Raw genomic sequence first — 15688 nt, forward strand, 5'->3', positions numbered from 1 at the left:
GTGACCCTCACCAGCAAGCAGGAGTCCGTGCCCGCCTCCTCCGGCACCCCGACCGTCGTCCGGGTGCGCAACGCCTCCAAGCGCTTCGTCATCCGCAAGGACAAGTCGTTCAAGGAGCGGATCGTCAACTTCGGCCGCGGGCGCAAGCACCGCGACGAGTTCTGGGCACTCCGCGACGTCGACCTCGAGATCCCACTGGGCTCGACCGTCGGCCTCATCGGCGCGAACGGATCGGGCAAGAGCACGCTCCTCAAGCTCATCGGCGGCATCGTGCAGCCGACGACCGGCACCGTGGAGCGCCGCGGACGCCTCGCCGCGCTCCTCGAGCTCGGAGCGGGCTTCCACCCCGACCTCACCGGGCGCGAGAACGTCTACCTCAACGGCGCGATCCTCGGACTCTCGCGCAGCGAGCTGGACAGCAAGTTCGACTCGATCGTCGACTTCTCCGAGATCGCCGAGTTCATCGACACCCAGGTCAAGTTCTACTCGTCGGGCATGTACGTGCGGCTCGCCTTCGCTATCGCGATCCACACCGATCCCGACCTGCTGCTGGTCGACGAGGTGCTCGCCGTCGGCGACGAGCCGTTCCAGCGCAAGTGCATGGACCGCATCCGCGCCTTCCAGCGCGCGGGGAAGACCATCGTACTGGTCACCCACTCGCTCGAGCAGGTCGGCGAGCTCTGCGACCGCACCATCGTCCTCGAGAAGGGCACCGTCGTCTTCGACGGTGAGACCTCCGAGGGACTCCAGGTCCTCCGCGAGAGCTTCGAGGACCGTCGGGCCGCCCGCCAGGAGCGCGAGGCCGAGGCCGCCGAGGCCGCGGACGAGCCCGCCCCCCAGCTCATCGAGATCCTGGGCTGCCGACTGCGCGGCGGATCGATCGAGCACGGCGGCACGGTCGTCCGCAGCGGCGAGACCCTCGAGTTCGACGTCACGGTGCGCACCAGCCTCCCGGTCGACGACTGGAACATCGGCATGGGCATCGACACCCCCCTCGGCCAGCGCGTCTTCGGGACGAACACCGAGCGCATCGGCACGCCGCTGAGCGCGGTCGACGGAGAGATGACGGTCACGTTCACCCTCCCCAACCTGCACCTCGGCGCCGGCAACTACGCCGTGCACGCCTCCTCGGCCACCTTCTCGCAGGGCGAGACCATGCGGATCCCGGTCGCCGCGACCTTCACGGTCGAGCGGGCCTCCGTGCACGACGGCGTCGTCGACATCGACTCCACCGTCCGCCTCAGCAGGCCGTGACCGCGCGGCGCCGCCGCCTCCTGGTCGACGCGACCGCCCTCGCGGCGCCGCGCCTGACCGGGGTCGGCCGCGTCCTGCTCGGCCTGCTGCACGCGCTGGACACCGACGCGACCGCCGCAGAGGTCGAGGTGCTCCTCGTCGTCCCGGCGAGCGAGGCGGGCTCGATCGAGCGCTTCGGCTTCCGTACGCTGCGCGTCCGACCGGTGCCGCTGCCCCGGCCGGTGTGGAGCGCACTGACCCGAGTGCCCGCGCCGGGGATCGACCTCCTGCTCGGCCGCGGCGCCTACTTCTTCCCGAACTTCCGGAGCTGGCCGCTCGCCCGCTCCCGCTCGCTCACCTTCGTGCACGACGTCTGCTTCGCTGTGATGCCCGAGCTCGTTCCGCGCGAGCGCCGAGAGCTGCTGTCGCGGTCCGTGCCCCGGTGGATCCGGCGCAGCGACCTGGTCCTGACCGGCACCCCGTCCTCCGCGGCCGAGGTCGAGAGCGCTCTGGGCGTCGATCCGGCGCGCGTCCGCGTGCTGCCGACCACGATCGACGCCGACCTCTTCCATGCCCGTGGGGAGGAGGAGGTGTCGCGGGTCCGCGCGCAGCACGGGCTCGGGTCCTACCTGCTCTTCGTCGGATCGATCGAGCGCCGCAAGAACCTCGTCACCCTGGTGGACGCGTACCGGCAGGCCGAGCGGCCGGAGAACCACACCCTGCTCCTGGTGGGCGGGGACGGCTGGGACAACGAGGACGTCCACTCCGCCGTCGCCCGCGCGGTGGCCGCAGGAGCCGACGTGCGCTTCGCCTCCTCCTACGTCGCCGACGAGGATCTGCCGGCCCTGCTCACGGGGGCCGACGCCGTCGCCATGCCCTCCTGGCACGAGGGCTTTGGCCTGCCCGCCCTCGAGGCCGTCGCCTGCGGCACTCCGGTGCTCGCGGCAGACATCCCCGGCCTCCGCGACGCGCTCGCCGGGCGGGAGTCCACCGCCGTCTTCATCGACCCGGCGGACCGCACCGGGTGGTCGGCCGCGATCGGAGAGGCGCTGCGCCGTCCCCGGCGACTCGCACCGGAGCCCATCCCGGGGTGGGACCGCACCGCCCGGCGCCTGCTCGAGCTGGCCTTCGACGACCGCTGATCAGCGCCGGGTCGTGAACAGCAGCCAGCGCCCGGAGACGGAGGCGACCTCGGGCTCGACGTCCCCCGTCGCCGCCTCGACGTAGGCCCGCCAGCCGTCGGGGTCGTCGGTGTAGCCGGCGGTGTCCACGTAGACGGCGCAGGCGCCGCTGCCCGCCACGGCGTCGGCGAACTCCGCGGGGTCGTCGACGTCGCCCCAGACGTCCCAGCCGTAGGTGCCCTCCACCGCCCCGTAGCTCCAGCGGAGGCGTCCCTCCTCGGTCGCGAGGTAGGGCAGCGCCTCGTCGTAGTCGGAGAGCGCTCCGATCCGCCCGCTGTCGGGGAAGCTCTTCAGGGGGAGCTCCACTACTCCGCAGCCGTCGTCCAGCTGCGCGTCGGCCTCCGACACGAACGAGCGCATCTCGGAGTCGTCGGTCGGAGCGATCGGCACCGCGGCCGACACTCCGGCCAGCTGATCGATGACGGCGACGGCGGCGAGCAGCGCCGCCACGAGGATCCGGACACCGCCACGGGCCGTGATCCGATCGAGCAGGAGCGCGAGCACGCCGAGGACGAGGACCGCGATGACGATCGACATCCGCGCCCACGCACGGATCGTCGGCCCCGCCACCAGCGAGACCACGACGCCCAGGCCCGTCACCGTGTAGAAGAGGAGCGCGGCCAGTGTCGCCACGGCGAGGACGCGCACGCGGGCGTCCGAGAAGAACCGGCCGACCGCGGTCGCACGGAGCGCCCGTCCGCCGCCGAGCGCGGAGATCGGGAGCGCCACGAGCGTGATCAGGAGCGCGACGCTGGCGAGGATCGAGAACCCGGGCGGCTCCGTCGTCGGCGCCACGCCGGACTGGCCCGCGTAGGTGTTGAGCAGGCCGTACCCCTGCGGCAGCCCGGTCCCCGACCAGGGCAGGCCCAGCAGCACGAGCTTGCCGGCGTAGGCCTCCGACTCCCCCACGGTCCGCGACGTGAAGTACGGGCTGTAGCGCTCCCCGAAGTCGAGCGAGAGCAGCAGCAGCGAGAGCCCGACGAACACGCCGAGCGCGAGGATCGGCACCGACGAGACCGCGAGCACGCGCAGCCGCTCGCGGGAGAGGAGCCCGGCGGCCGTGCTCACCGCCCAGGTCGCTCCGAGGACCAGGACCGCGAAGACGTAGTAGTAGCCGCCCGTGCTCGCCACCAGGAGCCCGAGCACGACTCCCGGGACGACGGAGCGCAGTACGCGGCTCCTCCGCGTCGCGCCCCGCTCGGCCCAGGCTCGGAGAGGATCGGTGCGCGGTCCGGCGACCATCAGCACCATCACGCCCAGGAGCGGGATCGCCCAGTAGTTGGCGAGGAACGCGTGGCCGAATCCGATCCGGAGGAAGTGGTACGGCAGCAGCGACAGCAGGACCGCGGAGAACGCCGCGACCCAGGGCCGCGTGCGGAGGGCGCGGAAGAACACGTAGCCGGTGACGGCGACCGTCGCGAACGTGCCCAGGTAGAAGACGTTCAGGAGCGTCGTCCCGTCGCGCACCACGAGGGCCAGGACCGACACGGCGAGGGCGGAGGCGACGTCGAACTGCGCGCTGAAGAAGGCGTTGAACCCGTCGGGGAAGCCGAGCGCTGCGTTGCCGTCGAACGGGAACGCCTGCGTGGCGCTGGTGAAGAGCGTGTAGTGCAGGATCTGGTCGTCGCCGCCCACGGTCCAGCGGGCCGTCAGGTCCTGCGGCCCGATCCCGAGCGCGAGCACGGCGGCGACGACCGAGACGAGGGCGGCGACGAGGGCCCATCCGAGCTCGACGAGCGTCCGGCGCCGCCGACTCGCCGTCCGCGGGCCGCGCACGTCAGTAGCCGCGCTCACGGCGCTGCTCCTCCACGCTGGTCTGGACGATCCGGTTCAGCTCGGTCTCGCCGTCGGTGCCCGCGTAGTCGTAGATGTCGAACCCCCCGCAGGCGACGATATCGGAGGGAGCGCCGAGCGTCCCGCGCGCGAGCCCCGCCCAGTCGGGCGAACGGTCGGCCAGGACGAAGCTGTACTGCCGGTCGCGGTAGTCGCTCAGGTTGTTCATCCACAGCTGCACCGTGAAGTCGAAGTTGACCTGCTGGACGTGCAGCGAGGCCGGCCCGTAGAGGTCCAGCGGCCGCGTCGACCAGAACGAGCCGACGCCCGCGAGCTCGCGGCCGTCGATCCAGCGCTCCAGGCAGTCGGCGTCCGGGTCCGATCGCGCCTCGGCCGCCGCGGAGGCGACCGCCGTTGTGGCCGGCACGGCGGCGACGACGAGGCCTGCCGCAGCCAGCGGGGCGACGACGCGGACGACCGGCGCCAGCCGCGCGCCCGCAGCACGCCGGTGCGCCGCCGCGGCGCCGATCAGGGCGATCACGACCACGGTCGCGGTCACCGGGATCGGCATCAGGTAGCGGCTGACCGAGCTGCCGGTGAAGACCTGCACCACCAGGAGCACCGCCGTCTGCGCCGGCAGGAACGCGCACACCGCGAAGCGCGCACGGGCCGCCTCGTCGAGGGCGGCTCCCCGCGCCAGTCGGGCGGCACCGGCCACGACGACGGCGAGGGCCGCCAGCAGCAGCAGACCCAGCAGCGCCACCTCGAGCTTGCCGATCAGCGGCGCCTTCAGCACCAGGAACTGCACGATCAGGTCGTCCAGTGCCGTCCCGGCGAGCGGCAGCCGGAGGTACCCGCCGGCGTCGGTCCCGATCAGGAAGCCGAGCGGGACCCGCAGCGCGGCTCCGAGCGCGGCGGCCCCGAGGACCGTGCCCGCGACGATCAGGACCGCTCGGGGAGCAGCGAGAGCGAGCACCAGCAGCACGACGAGGACCACCAGCAGGGGGCCGACGAACTGCACCAGGAGGAGCGGATCGGAGAGGGTCGTCGCGGCGACGGCCGCCCCGACCAGGAGCAGCGGACGCGCGGCCGGACGGCGCTCGCGCAGTGCGCCCAGAGCGACGGCGAGCCCGGCGAGGCCTGTGAGCACCGCGCCGTAGTAGTAGGTCGTGAGGAGGAAGGTGGTCGCCAGGGCCCCCTCGTTGTTGAGCGCGCGGCCCTCCGTCAAGCAGAGCACCAGCAGCACGGCGATGCCGGCGAGCGCGGCCGCGGGCCGCAGCCGGCGGTGCCGGTCCGCGACGAGCCGTCGCGCGAGCATCCGGAGCACGCCGTAGAGGAGGACGACGTTGAGCACGGCGTTGACCGCGAGCGCCGCCGCGGGATCGCCACCGGTCAGCAGCCACGCGACGCCGAAGACGGGGAGCTCGGGGAAGAGGAAGAGCTGGCTCGTCATCACCCACGCCGCCGGGCGGCCCTCGGCGAAGGACTGCAGGATCAGCGGCAGCGCCAGCGAGTCGCCGTCGCGGAAGAGCAGCGGCCGCCACGGCGTGCCGACCATGAATCCGAGCACGAGCAGGGTCCCGCTGACGACGACGGCGAGGGCGGCGAGCTCGAGGAGGGCCCTCCGGGTCCGAGGGGATCCCGTCGGACCCGCCGTCACCGGTGCTTCCCGCCGAACCGGATGGCCAGGACGAGCAGGAGGTTCTTCAGGAGGGTGTCGCTCGGGATCTTGGAGTTGCCGACCGTGCGGTCGAGGAAGACGATCGGGATCTCCTTCACTCCGCGGGCCCGGCGCAGCGCCCGGTACTTGAGCACGATCTGGAAGCCGTAGCCGGCTGCGCGGATCGTCTCGAGGTGGAGGGTGCGCAGGAGGTCCGCGCTGAAGAGGTTGAAGCCGCCGGTCCAGTCGGTGATCTTCGAACCGAGGAAGAGGCGCGTGTAGAGGTTGCCGCCACCGCTCAGCAGCTTGCGGTCGAGCGTCCAGTCGGGAGTGCCCCCGCCCGCGATGTAGCGGGAGGCGACCACGAAGTCGGCGCCCGCGCGCACCTCGCGGAGGAAGGCGTCGATGTAGTCCGGGTCGTGCGAGAGGTCGGCGTCCATCTGCAGCAGGTAGTCGTAGCGGCGCTCGGCCGCGAGGAGGTGCTGGAAGGCCCAGATGTACGCCGCGCCGAGCCCCTCCTTCTTCTCGCGCGAGAGCACGAGGACCTCGAAGGTGTCCGATCCGAGCTCGGCCGCGAGCTCGCGCGCGCGGTCCGCGGTTCCGTCGGGGGAGCTGTCGTCGATGACGGCGACGGTCACGTGGAAGTCGGGGTTGCGGGACGCCGCGAGCGCGACCCGCGGCAGCGCCGTCGCGATGTTCGCGACTTCGTTGTAGGTGGGGACGACGACGGCGAGGGAGCGCATGAGGCGGGGAGGATCCGTTCTTCCGGTGCACCGGCTGACCGGTGAGAGCCCTGCGAGTATAACGAGGCGGTGCTCGCGAGCCTCCGAGCGCGCCCCGCGGCCCGCCGCCCCGCCCGCGCACTCTCTCAGGAACATGGCACCGGCCGTTCGACCGCCCGGCAGGGGTCCGCGGTTACGATGGACGACAGTGCACGGCGGTTCACCCCTTGTTCGCCTGCCCCGATGGACGCCCGTCGGAGCCCGACGGTCGGGCATCGACGCCAGAGGGGGACGGGAAAGAGCACCGCAGATGAAGAGACTCCTCGAATCGCAGAAGGTCCGCTTCCTCATCGCGGGCTGCACCAACACGGCGATCGACTTCCTCATCCTCAACACGCTCGTGCTCCTGCTCGGTCTGCCGACCCTCGTCGCCAACGTCTTCTCCGTCCTGGTCGGCATCACGATCTCGTACGCGCTGAACCACTTCTTCGTCTTCCGCCACCCGGGCAGGGTCTCGGTCGCCACGTTCGCGAAGTTCTTCCTCGTCACCGGGTTCAGCTCGCTGGTCCTGCAGTCGGCGATCATCTACGGCTTCGAGGTCTTCTTCGACACCCGCTTCGGCAACTCGCTGCTCTTCCTCCCCAGCTCCGGCGAGAACGCCTTCCTCGCGATCAACATCGCCAAGGCCGTCGCCGTCCTCGTGGGACTGGTGTGGAACTTCTGCATGTACAAGTTCGTCGTCTTCCGCCGTCCGGCGCACGATGCGCTGCCCGCGATCGAGACGGTCTCCCCCGCCGCCGTGGCCGTCAGCACCGAGCCCGTCGACATCGTCCGCTGAGGGCCGCAGGCTCCCGGGCCCCGCTCGAGCCGCGTGCTAGCCTCGTCGAGTTCTTCCGACGGGGCACTCCTCCCGTCGACGCCGCACCACCCGGAGGCTCCCATCGCCCGCTCGACGTTGCCCATCGCGGTCGTCGTCGTCACCCACTTCTCGGGTGAGGTCCTCCGCGCGTGCCTCGAGTCCGTGCCGGAGGCGACGGAGCACGACGTGCGCATCGTGGTGGTCGACAACCTGACCACGGACGACTCCGTCCGCAGCGTCGTCGAGCGCCTGCCGCAGGTCGAGTTCCACGAGACCGGGCAGAACCTCGGCTACGGCCGGGCCGTCAACTACGCGGTCGACCGCCTCGGGCCCGAAGTGGAGTGGATCCTGGTGACCAACCCGGACACGGTCTTCCTCCCCGGCTCGATCGACGCCCTCTACGCCGCCGCGACGGCGGACGACCGGATCGGCTCGATCGGGCCCCGGATCCTCGACTCCGACGGCACGATCTACCCCTCCGCCCGCGCTCTGCCCTCGCTCGGCACGGGCGTCGGGCACGCCGTCTTCGCCCACGTCTGGCCCGGCAACCCGTGGTCGGCGACCTACCGGCGCTCGCGCGCGGTCGAGACCCTCCGCCACGGCCGGATGGAGGCGGGCTGGCTCTCCGGCGCCTGCGTGATGGTGCGCCGCACGGCCTTCGAGGAGATCGGCGGGTTCGACGACCGCTACTTCATGTACTTCGAGGACGTCCAGCTGGGCGACTCGCTCGGACAGCGCGGCTGGACCAACGTCTACCTCGCCGACGCGGTCGTCTCCCACCTCGGCGGGCACTCCACCCGCCTGGCCTCGGCGCGGATGCTCGCGGTTCACCACCGCAGCGCCTACCTCTACCTCGCGCAGAAGTACGGCGCCTGGTATCAGGCGCCGATCCGCGCGGCGGTCCGCGCCGGGCTGGGCGCCCGGGTCGCGCTGATGCGCCTGCGCTCGAAGAGCTGATCCGCTCCGATCGGGCGGGCCGCCCGGCCGGCGCCGGGCGGCCCGCCCACCGGATCGGCGGTCAGGACGCGGAGTCGAGCTCCGTGTAGAAGGCCCGCGCCTCGTCCCAGGTCGGCAGCAGGCCCTGCGCCTCGGCCTCGGCCAGCGTCGGTGCGTCGGTGTCCTTCGGCGAGAGGAGCAGCTCGCCGGCCTCCTCCGGGAAGCGCAGGCCGATCTGCTCGTCGAGCGGGTCGATCCCCTTCTCCCGCACCGGGTCGAAGGTGGCGTTCACGAGGTACGAGACCACGGCGCCCTCGGTCAGCGCCACGAAGGCGTGCGCGACGCCCTCGGCGATGTAGACGGAGCGGCGGTCGACGTCGTCGAGCAGGATCGACTCCCAGCGCCCGAAGGTCGGCGACCCGACGCGCACGTCGATCACGTAGTCGAGGACCGCGCCGGAGAAGCACGAGACGTACTTGGCCTGCGACGGCGGGATCTGCGCGAAGTGGATGCCGCGGACGGTGCCGCGCCGCGAGACGGAGGTGTTGCCCTGCCGGAGCGAGAGCGGGTGCCCGACCTTCTCGGCCAGGCGGTCGAAGCGGTAGAACTCGTAGAAGACCCCGCGATCGTCGGGGAACTGGCGCGGAGTCACTTCGTAGACGTCGGGGATGTCGAGCTCTCGGATCTGCACGGTCGCCAGTGTAACGACGGCGTGTCACGGGCCCGCGACGCCTCTCTGCGCCACCCGGCGGCGTGCCGGAGCGCCGACCGTCGGCCGACGGACCGCTCGGGCATGATGAGGAGGTGACCTTCCTCATCACGGGCGCCTCCGGCATGCTCGGCACCGACCTGCGCGCGGCCCTCGGCTCCCGCCCCAGCACCGCCCTCGGCCGCTCCGACCTCGACGTGACCGACCTCGACGCCGTGCGCGCCGCCGTCGCGGGACACGACGCCGTGGTGAACTGCGCCGCGTACACCCGCGTCGACGACGCCGAGACCGACGAGGAGGAGGCGCACCGCGTCAACGCCGTCGGAGCGCGCAACCTCGCCCTCGCCACCGCCGAGACGGGAGCCGCACTCGTGCAGGTCTCCACCGACTACGTCTTCGACGGCTCCGCGACGACCCCCTACTCCGAGGACCACCCCCGGAACCCGATCTCGGCCTACGGCCGCACGAAGGCCGAGGGCGAGCGCCTGGTGCTCGAGGCCAACCCGGAGCGCGGGTACGTCGTCCGCACGGCCTGGCTCTACGGCGAGCACGGCGGCAACTTCGCTAAGACGATGGTGCGGCTGGCGGGCGCGCACGAGACGCTGACCGTGGTCGACGACCAGCACGGCCAGCCCACCTGGACCGCCGACCTCGCCGCGCGCCTGATCGAGCTGGTCGACGCGGAGGCCCCGGCCGGCGTCTACCACGGCACCAGCTCCGGCGAGACGACCTGGCTCGGCTTCGCCCGTGCCGTCTTCGCCAAGGCGGGCCTGGATCCCGAGCGCCTGCGCCCGACCGACAGCGGCTCGTTCGTCCGCCCCGCTCCGCGTCCGGCCTACTCGGTCCTCGGACACGACGGCTGGAGCCGGGCGGGCCTGCCGCCGCTGCGCTCCTGGCAGGACGCGCTCGCCGCCGCACCCCTCGAGGCGGTGACCCCGTGACCACCACTCTCCGCGTCGTCGTCGACCAGATGCTCGCCCGCGTGCCCGGCGGCATCGGCCGCTACACCGAGGAGCTCACCCGCGAGCTGATCGCGACGGCTCCCCGCGACTGCGAGGTGGAGGCCGTCGTCTCCGCCCACCCGCCCGAGAAGGAGGAGGAGCTGCGCCTGCGCCTGCCCGGCCTCGCGCGCATCCACCGGCTGCCGCTCGGGCGCCGCGAGCTCTCGCGCGCCTGGCAGTACGGGATCGCCATCCCGGCCGGCGGCGGCATGATCCACGCCCCGAGCCTCTTCGCCCCGCTGCGCAGCCACGACGGGAGCGAGGGCGAGCAGATCGCCGTCACGATCCACGACACGGTGCCGTGGACGCATCCCGAGACCCTCACCCCGCACGGCGCGAAGTGGCACCGGGCGATGGCCAAGCGCGCCCGCAAGCACGCGGACGCCGTGGTCGTCCCCACCCACGCGGTCGCCCACCAGCTCTCCCAGCTGATGGACTTCGGCGATCGACTGCGCGTGATCGGCGGAGCCGTCGGCTCCGGCCTGGTCGTCCCGGAGGACGCCGACGAGCGCGCCACGGCGCTGGGCCTCCCCCCGGAGTACGTGCTGAGCGTCGGCACGCTGGAGCCGCGCAAGGGCCTGGTCTCGCTGATCGCGGCCTTCGGAGGAGCGTCCGCGCCGGCGATCCCGCTGCTCCTGGTCGGCCCGACCGGTTGGGGCGACCTGGACGTGGCCTCCGTCGCCGACGAGCAGGGCCTCGACGAGACGCGCGTGCGCGCCCTGGGAGTCCTCAGCGACGCCGACCTCGCCGTCGTCCTCTCCCGGGCCACCCTCTTCGTCTACCCGAGCATCGCCGAGGGCTTCGGCCTGCCCGTGCTCGAGGCGATGCACTTCGGAGTGCCGGTGGTGCACTCCGACGACCCCGCGCTGATGGAGGTCGCCGCGGACGCCGGCGTCGCCGTCGAGCGCGGCGACGCGAAGGACTACCCGGACCGCCTCGCCCTCGCCATGAGCAGCGTGCTCGCCGACACCGGTCTGCGCGAGCGGATGTCGGTGGCCGGCCGCGACCGCTCCCGCGCCTTCAGCTGGCGCGACTCCGCGGAGCGCGTCTGGGCGCTGCACGCCGACCTCTGAGGCGTGCGGCACCCGGCCGTCTACGGCGCGGAGTCGCCCGACAGTCCGGCACTCACCAGCGAGTGCACGACGTCGTAGTCCGGGTCCTCCGGGTCGACGGCCGGCGGGACCAGCTCGATCGGATCCACTGGCTGCGACTTCGTCTTGAGCCCCAGCTGCACGAAGTAGCCGAGCATCCCCTGCGGGACGTCCGTCTTGATGACCTGGGACCCGGCGGACGCGACGTCCTGGAACTTGGCGAGGACGTTGCCCGGCTCGAACTGGGCGAGCAGCGCCTCCTGCACCTGCCGCTGGCGCGCCATCCGGTCGTAGTCGCTCGTGGTGTAGCGCGAGCGGGCGTAGGCGAGCGCCTGCTCGCCGTTGAAGTGCCAGTGCCCGGGATCGATCCACTGGTTGACGCCCTGCATCACGCCGTCGGAGTCGGGCAGCCCGCCCAGGGGCAGCGGCTCGTCGGCCACGTAGTCGATGTCGATGCCGCCGAGCGCGTCGATCAGCTGGGCGAAGCCCTCCATGTCGATCAGCGCGTAGTACTGGATCCTCAGATCGAGGATGCCCTCGACCGCGTCGCGCATCGCCTCGATGCCGGGCTCGCTGCCGTGGTCGACGGCGTCGGGGTAGAGCTCCGGGTGCTTCAGCTCGACCTCGGTGTAGACCGAGTTGAGCTTGCAGACGTCGACGGCGCAGTTGTCGGTGTCGTAGCCGTCGGGATAGAGCTCGTGCATCGGGCTGGTCTCGGGGAACGGGAAGTCGACGAACTCGCGCGAGACGCCGATGATCGAGGCCTTGCCGCTCGACGCGTCGATGCTGACCACCGAGATGCTGTCGGGGCGCAGACCGTCGCGGTCCTCCCCCGCGTCGCCGCCGAGGAGCATCACGTTGTAGCGGCCGTCGATCGGCTGCTCGATCGCTCCGCCGCCGAAGATCGACGACAGCGTCCCCCGGGTCACGCCGAGCAGGTAGGTGCCGTAGGCGGTGGTGCCGACCGAGACCGCCATCAGCGCGATCGTCGCGAACGCGAGCACGCCGCGCATCCGCGGGCGCACCCGGACGACGCGGATCAGGCGGAGGGTGTCGAGCGTCAGCACGGCCCAGACCACCCCGTAGACGACGAGCGCGGCCTGGAGCGCGAGCATCGAGAGGTCGAAGGTCGCGAGCGTGTAGAGGCCGGTCGGGAAGACGAAGTAGAGGAGCACCGCGACCAGGAGGGCGACCCAGAGCCCGAGGGTGAAGCCGAGCCCCAGGCGCCCGAGCCGGCGGTTGCCCGCGAGGACCTGAGCGGACCCGGGCACCAGCAGGTTGACGATCAGCAGCCACCACGCCCGCCGCGTCATGAAGGCGCGGGAGGCGACGTCCGGGTGCCGCAGCGGCAGGGCGACGGCCGTCACAGGCCCGCCACCAGGGCGTCGTTCTTCGCGGCGACCTGCACCTCGAGGTCGGCGGCGAAGGCGTCGAGCGCTGCGGAGAGGGCGTCGTCCGCGGTCGCGAGGATCTTCACCGCGAGCAGTCCGGCGTTCCGCGCTCCGCCGATGGAGACGGTGGCGACGGGGACGCCCGCGGGCATCTGCACGATCGAGAGGAGGGAGTCGAGCCCGTCGAGTCGGGCGAGCGGGACCGGCACTCCGACGACGGGGAGCGAGGTCACGGCGGCGAGCATGCCGGGGAGGTGGGCGGCTCCGCCCGCTCCGGCGATGACGACCTTCAGGCCGCGGCCGCGGGCCTCGCGGCCGTACGCGATCATCGCCTCCGGGGTGCGGTGCGCGGAGACGACGCGGACCTCGTGCGCCACGCCGAACTCGGCGAGGACGGCGGACGCCGCCTGCATGACGGACCAGTCCGAGTCCGACCCCATCACGACGCCGACGAGCGGCGCGGGCCCGTTCACGAGCGCGTCCGCGCTCACGAGAGGGCTCCGGCAGGGGTCGGGGAGGTCGGCAGGCTCGTCACGGCGACCATCGTACGGGTCAGTCCGTGAGAACGGCCGCCGCCGCGCGAGCCTCGTAGACCACGAGGTCGAGGTCGTCGCCGGTGGCGTTCACGTGCCCGACCTTGCGGCCCGGTCGCGGCTCCTTGCCGTAGTTGTGCACCTTCACGCCCGGGTGATCGGCGAGCACCCGCGGGTAGCGGTCGGTCAGCGACTCCCCCACCGGGCCGCCGAGCACGTTGACCATCACGGTCCACGGGTCGCGGCAGCCCGTCGCGCCGAGCGGCAGGTCGAGGACCGCGCGCAGGTGCTGCTCGAACTGCGACGTGGTCGATCCGTCCATCGTCCAGTGGCCGCTGTTGTGCGGGCGCATGGCCAGCTCGTTGACCAGGATCCGGTCGTCCGTCGTCTCGAACAGCTCGACGGCCAGGACGCCGGTGACCCCGAGGCTGTCGGCGATCGTCTGCGCGATCTCGGCCGCGGCGGCTGCGAGCCGGCCGGCGGACGCGGGGGCCGGAGCGATCACCTCGGCGCAGACGCCGTCGCGCTGCACGGACTCCACCACCGGCCAAAGGATGCTCTCGCCGGAGGGACGCCGGGCGACGAGCTGCGCGAGCTCGCGGCGGAAGCCCACCAGCTCCTCGACCAGGAGCGAGCCGCCCCGGCCGTGCTCGGCGAGGGCGGTGAACCAGTCGTCCGCCTCGTGGGCGCCGCGCACCACGCGAACGCCCTTGCCGTCGTAGCCGCCGCGCGCGGTCTTCACCACGGCGCTGCCGCCGTGCTCGGCCAGGAACTCCCCCAGCTCCTCGGCGGAGGAGACCTCGGCCCACTCGGGCACGGGCACGCCGAGCTCGGTCAGGCGGCGCCGCATCATCAGCTTGTCCTGGGCGAACAGCAGGGCGTCGGGCCCGGGGTGCACGGCGACGCCGCGGGCGACGAGCTCGCGGAGGATCGGCTGGGGAACGTGCTCGTGGTCGAACGTGACCACGTCCACGGTCTCGGCGAAGGCGAGCACGGTCGCCTCGTCGCGGTGGTCGCCGACCCGTGTCGCGGCCAGGCCCGCCGGGGCGCCCTCGCTCTCGGCGAGCACGGCGATCTCGATGCCGAGCTCCACCGCCGCGGGGATCATCATCCGGGCGAGCTGGCCGCCCCCGATCACGCCGACGCGCATGGCGCTCCTCCGTCTCCGCCCGCTGGCGCGGGGCGGCTCCATGCTACCGAGGCCCCGACGCGCTCACGCGGGCGGCGGCCACTCCGGCTCGAGAGCGGGAGCCGCGCCGATCGCCTCCCGCAGCAGGTCGGCCGTGAGCTCCGGATCCGGCAGGTCCCGCAGCACGAACACCTCGGCTCCCGCCTGCAGGATCCGGACGTCGCCGCACCGGGCGAGGCGCTGGCCGAGGGAGCGGTCGACCGCGACCTCCATCCTCCGATCGAAGACCACCTCGGCCCGCCGGATCGACGCCACGCCCCGGCGCGCGCTGAGGCCGGAGGCGGTGACGCGGTAGCGCACGCTCGCCCAGCCCGCGATCCCGGGAGCGCAGAGGAGCAGCACCAGAAGTGCGGTGCCGAGCCCGATGATCCAGCGCTGCAGGGCGAGCTCGAACTGCGCGGCGAAGTAGAAGCCCGTCCAGGTGAGCAGGAGGAGGCCGACGACCGGTGCGACCGCCCGGCGGGCGCGCGGGGTCAGCCGCGCCAGCTCGCGGTCGGCGGGGTCGGTCCTGGCCATCAGGAGCGCAGATGCGTGACGTCGCCGGCCGGGAACGAGCGCAGCGCGCCGCCCTGCTCGAGCAGGAGCGAGCCGTCCGGGGCGAGTGCGGCGGCGGTCCCCTCCTCCTGCGTGCCGTCGGGCAGCTCGAGCCGGACGCGCGTGCCGAGGGTGCCGCAGGAGGCGCGGACGGCGGCGGCCGCTCCGGAGGCCTCGGCGTCGCCCTGGGCGAGCAGCGGAGCCAGCAGCCCCTGGAATCCGGTCAGGAACGCGGCGAGCACCTCGTCGGCGCTCGTCGTCCGTGCTCCGGCGAGGGCGAGCGAGGTGGCGGTCGGGACCGGCAGCTCCGCCTCCGTCAGCAGCAGGTTCACGCCGGTGCCGACGACGACCCGCCCGTCCGGCAGGCGCTCGGCGAGGATCCCCGCGACCTTCCGGCCGTCGATCAGGACGTCGTTGGGCCACTTGACGGCGACGTCCCCGTCGACGAGGGGTGCGAGGGCCCGGGCGAGAGCGGCGCCGGCCACGAGCGGCAGCCAGCCGGAGGCCTCGGCGCCGAGGGCGGAGGCGTCGACCAGAGTCGAGGCCGCGAGCGTGCGGCCCGCGGGCGCCTGCCAGACGCGCCCCAGCCGGCCGCGCCCGGCGCGCTGGTCGCCGGTGGCGACGACGGAGAGGTGCGGCCACGCGGCGGGGTCGGCGGCCGCCCGCTCGCGGAGCTCGTCGTTCGTCGACCCCGCCGACTCGAGCGCGAGGACGCGGGGGGAGACGGCGGAGGAGAGCGGGAGGAGCATGCCGCCACGGTAGCGGCGGCTCCCGCGAGGCCGCTCCGAGCGCCGCTCGCGACGTCCCGCCCTTGTACGGATCCTCCCGTCGGGAGCGGCCCTCCCTGTGCGAGTGCGACAAGAGGAGGCGTCCGCC

At 72.9% G+C, this 15688-nt stretch carries 15 protein-coding genes; 6 read left to right on the forward strand and 9 right to left on the reverse strand.

Going from position 1 to position 15688, the window contains the following annotated elements; translation table 11 throughout:
- On the forward strand, positions 1 to 1254 hold the full coding sequence (locus tag C5C44_RS02025; RefSeq protein ID WP_258066614.1) for an ABC transporter ATP-binding protein: 1254 nt from the start codon (positions 1 to 3) through the stop codon (positions 1252 to 1254).
- The gene (locus tag C5C44_RS02030) at positions 1251 to 2375 is read left to right on the forward strand and encodes a glycosyltransferase family 1 protein (RefSeq protein ID WP_104324137.1); all 1125 of its coding nucleotides are present in this window, start codon (positions 1251 to 1253) and stop codon (positions 2373 to 2375) included. The genes C5C44_RS02025 and C5C44_RS02030 overlap by 4 nt, the downstream gene beginning before the upstream one ends.
- On the opposite strand, the gene C5C44_RS02035 is transcribed toward C5C44_RS02030, so the two are convergent.
- The 3 genes from C5C44_RS02035 to C5C44_RS02045 are packed head-to-tail and all read right to left on the reverse strand — an operon-like array spanning position 2376 to position 6590.
- Positions 2376 to 4208: a hypothetical protein gene (locus C5C44_RS02035; RefSeq protein WP_146082230.1), complete on the reverse strand. Its 1833-nt coding sequence runs from the start codon at positions 4206 to 4208 to the stop codon at positions 2376 to 2378. It abuts the gene before it with no gap.
- Positions 4192 to 5847: a hypothetical protein gene (locus C5C44_RS02040; RefSeq protein ID WP_104223156.1), complete on the reverse strand. Its 1656-nt coding sequence runs from the start codon at positions 5845 to 5847 to the stop codon at positions 4192 to 4194. The genes C5C44_RS02035 and C5C44_RS02040 overlap by 17 nt, the downstream gene beginning before the upstream one ends.
- Complete coding sequence (locus C5C44_RS02045; protein WP_104223157.1) at positions 5844 to 6590, reverse strand: polyprenol monophosphomannose synthase; 747 nt, start codon at positions 6588 to 6590, stop codon at positions 5844 to 5846. Before C5C44_RS02045 ends, C5C44_RS02040 begins: the two co-directional genes overlap by 4 nt.
- A 289-nt stretch (positions 6591 to 6879) precedes the next feature.
- Between C5C44_RS02045 and C5C44_RS02050 the strand changes: the two genes are divergently transcribed.
- Together C5C44_RS02050 and C5C44_RS02055 are read left to right on the forward strand one after the other, a co-directional pair.
- Entirely contained in the window at positions 6880 to 7407 is a 528-nt protein-coding gene (locus C5C44_RS02050) for a GtrA family protein (protein ID WP_104223158.1), read from the forward strand.
- A gap of 117 nt (positions 7408 to 7524) precedes the next feature.
- The gene (locus C5C44_RS02055; RefSeq protein ID WP_244229466.1) at positions 7525 to 8385 is read left to right on the forward strand and encodes a glycosyltransferase family 2 protein; all 861 of its coding nucleotides are present in this window, start codon (positions 7525 to 7527) and stop codon (positions 8383 to 8385) included.
- A 61-nt stretch (positions 8386 to 8446) separates the two neighbouring features.
- On the opposite strand, the gene C5C44_RS02060 is transcribed toward C5C44_RS02055, so the two are convergent.
- Complete coding sequence (locus tag C5C44_RS02060; RefSeq protein ID WP_104232821.1) at positions 8447 to 9055, reverse strand: dTDP-4-dehydrorhamnose 3,5-epimerase family protein; 609 nt, start codon at positions 9053 to 9055, stop codon at positions 8447 to 8449.
- 113 nt (positions 9056 to 9168) lie between these two features.
- Between C5C44_RS02060 and rfbD the strand changes: the two genes are divergently transcribed.
- On the forward strand, positions 9169 to 10014 hold the full coding sequence (gene rfbD / locus C5C44_RS02065) for a dTDP-4-dehydrorhamnose reductase (RefSeq protein ID WP_104283345.1): 846 nt from the start codon (positions 9169 to 9171) through the stop codon (positions 10012 to 10014).
- Positions 10011 to 11147 (forward strand): glycosyltransferase family 1 protein, encoded by a 1137-nt coding sequence (locus C5C44_RS02070; protein ID WP_244229467.1) that lies wholly within the window; start codon positions 10011 to 10013, stop codon positions 11145 to 11147. Before rfbD ends, C5C44_RS02070 begins: the two co-directional genes overlap by 4 nt.
- A 20-nt stretch (positions 11148 to 11167) precedes the next feature.
- On the opposite strand, the gene C5C44_RS02075 is transcribed toward C5C44_RS02070, so the two are convergent.
- The 5 genes from C5C44_RS02075 to C5C44_RS02095 all read right to left on the reverse strand — a co-directional run bounded on the left by C5C44_RS02075 (position 11168) and on the right by C5C44_RS02095 (position 15561).
- Positions 11168 to 12532 carry an LCP family protein gene (locus C5C44_RS02075; RefSeq protein ID WP_258062765.1) on the reverse strand — a complete coding sequence of 455 codons (1365 nt, stop codon included), beginning with the start codon at positions 12530 to 12532 and terminating at the stop codon, positions 11168 to 11170.
- A complete protein-coding gene (gene purE, locus C5C44_RS02080; protein WP_104249647.1) occupies positions 12529 to 12996 on the reverse strand; it encodes a 5-(carboxyamino)imidazole ribonucleotide mutase in 468 nt (155 codons plus the stop codon). The genes C5C44_RS02075 and purE overlap by 4 nt, the downstream gene beginning before the upstream one ends.
- A gap of 112 nt (positions 12997 to 13108) precedes the next feature.
- Positions 13109 to 14239: a 5-(carboxyamino)imidazole ribonucleotide synthase gene (locus tag C5C44_RS02085; RefSeq protein WP_104335167.1), complete on the reverse strand. Its 1131-nt coding sequence runs from the start codon at positions 14237 to 14239 to the stop codon at positions 13109 to 13111.
- A 63-nt stretch (positions 14240 to 14302) separates the two neighbouring features.
- Entirely contained in the window at positions 14303 to 14794 is a 492-nt protein-coding gene (locus C5C44_RS02090) for a PH domain-containing protein (protein WP_104335168.1), read from the reverse strand.
- Positions 14794 to 15561, reverse strand: coding sequence for a biotin--[acetyl-CoA-carboxylase] ligase (locus C5C44_RS02095; protein WP_104272570.1), 768 nt, complete (start codon positions 15559 to 15561; stop codon positions 14794 to 14796). The genes C5C44_RS02090 and C5C44_RS02095 overlap by 1 nt, the downstream gene beginning before the upstream one ends.
- Between the last annotated feature and the right edge of the window lie 127 nt (positions 15562 to 15688).

It is taken from the genome of Rathayibacter sp. AY1F6 (assembly GCF_002932035.1).
GTDB lineage: Bacteria > Actinomycetota > Actinomycetes > Actinomycetales > Microbacteriaceae > Rathayibacter.

Excerpts from the sequence above, each read along its gene's own strand:
- C5C44_RS02090 (WP_104335168.1), bottom strand. The coding sequence starts at position 14,794 with ATGGCCAGGACCGACCCCGCCGACCGCGAGCTGGCGCGGCTGACCCCG.
- C5C44_RS02095 (WP_104272570.1), bottom strand. The coding sequence starts at position 15,561 with ATGCTCCTCCCGCTCTCCTCCGCCGTCTCCCCCCGCGTCCTCGCGCTC.
- purE (WP_104249647.1), bottom strand. The coding sequence starts at position 12,996 with ATGGGGTCGGACTCGGACTGGTCCGTCATGCAGGCGGCGTCCGCCGTC.
- C5C44_RS02045 (WP_104223157.1), bottom strand. The coding sequence starts at position 6,590 with ATGCGCTCCCTCGCCGTCGTCGTCCCCACCTACAACGAAGTCGCGAAC.
- C5C44_RS02085 (WP_104335167.1), bottom strand. The coding sequence starts at position 14,239 with ATGCGCGTCGGCGTGATCGGGGGCGGCCAGCTCGCCCGGATGATGATC.
- C5C44_RS02050 (WP_104223158.1), top strand. The coding sequence starts at position 6,880 with ATGAAGAGACTCCTCGAATCGCAGAAGGTCCGCTTCCTCATCGCGGGC.